The 1,698-nt window shown below is 57.9% G+C and carries 2 protein-coding genes; one reads left to right on the forward strand and one right to left on the reverse strand.

Annotated elements, in window-relative coordinates; genetic code table 11:
• Positions 1–139: 139 nt before the first annotated feature.
• Complete coding sequence (gene thrH, locus ACNFCJ_RS23955; protein ID WP_099524309.1) at positions 140–757, reverse strand: bifunctional phosphoserine phosphatase/homoserine phosphotransferase ThrH; 618 nt, start codon at positions 755–757, stop codon at positions 140–142.
• A 175-nt stretch (positions 758–932) separates the two neighbouring features.
• Between thrH and ACNFCJ_RS23960 the strand changes: the two genes are divergently transcribed.
• A complete protein-coding gene (locus tag ACNFCJ_RS23960; protein WP_416773877.1) occupies positions 933–1,553 on the forward strand; it encodes a phosphoadenosine phosphosulfate reductase family protein in 621 nt (206 codons plus the stop codon).
• Positions 1,554–1,698: the final 145 nt, after the last annotated feature.

The raw sequence follows: 1,698 nt of genomic DNA on the forward strand, positions 1-1,698 counted from the left end.
TTGCTGACGACCTTCACCCTGGATGTAGCCCATAAACGACAATGCCCCCATCGACTGATGGAGGCATTGTCTTCACCTTGCACTCAGACTGCTAGGTTTTCACACAGTCTGATTTCGCGGCGTTTTTCATGCATCGGCGTTACAGACTCAGCTTGCGATTCGACGCCTTGAGGAACTCTTGCTTGAGCGCCTCGAAGGTGTGTACGGCAGGGAATTGCGGGAACTCGCGAATCACGTTTTCCGGCGCATGGAACAGGATGCCGGCATGGGCTTCGCTGAGCATGGTGGTGTCGTTGTACGAGTCACCAGCCGCGATCACACGATAGTAGAGGCTCTTGAAGGCGAGAACGGATTGGCGTTTGGGATCCTTCTGGCGCAGTTGGTAGCTGACCACACGATCGGTCTCGTCGGTGATCAGGCGGTGGCACAACAGCGTCGGGAAACCCAGCTGACGCATCAGCGGCTGGGAGAACTCATAGAAGGTGTCCGAGAGAATCACCACCTGGAAACGCTCACGCAGCCAGTCGACGAACTCCACGGCGCCATCGAGCGGCTTCAGGGTAGCGATGACGTCCTGGATATCTTTGAGCTTCAGGCCGTGCTCATCGAGAATGCGCAGGCGCTGCTGCATCAGCACGTCATAATCGGGGATGTCGCGGGTGGTCGCCTTGAGCGACTCGATGCCGGTTTTTTCCGCAAAGGCGATCCAGATTTCCGGAACCAGAACACCTTCCAGGTCGAGACACGCGATTTCCACAGGCCACTCCTCGGTTGAGCCAAAAAGGAGCCGGCACTCTAGCCGCTGGGCTTGGTTGGCGCAATGCGACCTGCTTATAACTGGAATGAAGGACATCAAGCGCCTTAGTTATTTAGCCGCATAACCTGCCTTTGCTACCATCGCGCCCTCACGCACACGATCTGGAGTCCTCACCATGGAACTCGACCTGGACGCGCTCAACGCCGAATTCGGCAACCAGCCAGAAAAGCTGGTTCAATGGGCCATCGGACTGGGCAAACCCGCCATCTGCACCACCAACTTCCGCCCCTTCGAAGCGGTGATCCTGCATATGGTCAGCCAGGTCAAACCGGATATCCCGGTGGTCTGGATGGACAGTGGCTACAACACCGAGGCCACCTACCGCTTCGCCGATGAAGTGACACGCAAGCTCAACCTCAACCTCATCACCTACCTGCCCAAGCGTTCGCGTGCGCATCGCGAAGCCATCGATGGCCCGGTACCCGCCCTGGATGATCCGCGCCACGCCGCGTTCACCGAAGAGGTGAAACTCGAGCCGTTCGCCCGCGCCCTACGCGAGACCGCTCCGAGCGTATGGTTCACCGCCCTGCGTGCGACCGACACCGCAGTGCGCGCGCAGATGGAGCCGATCAGCATCAACCCGGACGGTCTGATCAAGGTTGCTCCGTTGCTGCACTGGTCGTCCAAGGATCTGTATCAGTACCTGGTCGCCCATGACCTGCCGAACGAATTCGATTACTTCGACCCAACCAAGGGCGAAGACAATCGCGAGTGCGGCCTGCACCTGAGCCACTGATCACGCTCGTGCGGAAACGAAAATGGCGCCCATTGCAGACTGTGTGAAAACCTAGCAGTCTGAGTGCAAGGTGAAGACAATGCCTCTATCGGTCGATAGGGGCATTGTCGTTTATGGGCTATATCCAAGGTGAAGATCGGCAACA

Source organism: Pseudomonas sp. NY15364, from assembly GCF_048068235.1.
Taxonomy (GTDB): domain Bacteria; phylum Pseudomonadota; class Gammaproteobacteria; order Pseudomonadales; family Pseudomonadaceae; genus Aquipseudomonas; species Aquipseudomonas mendocina_D.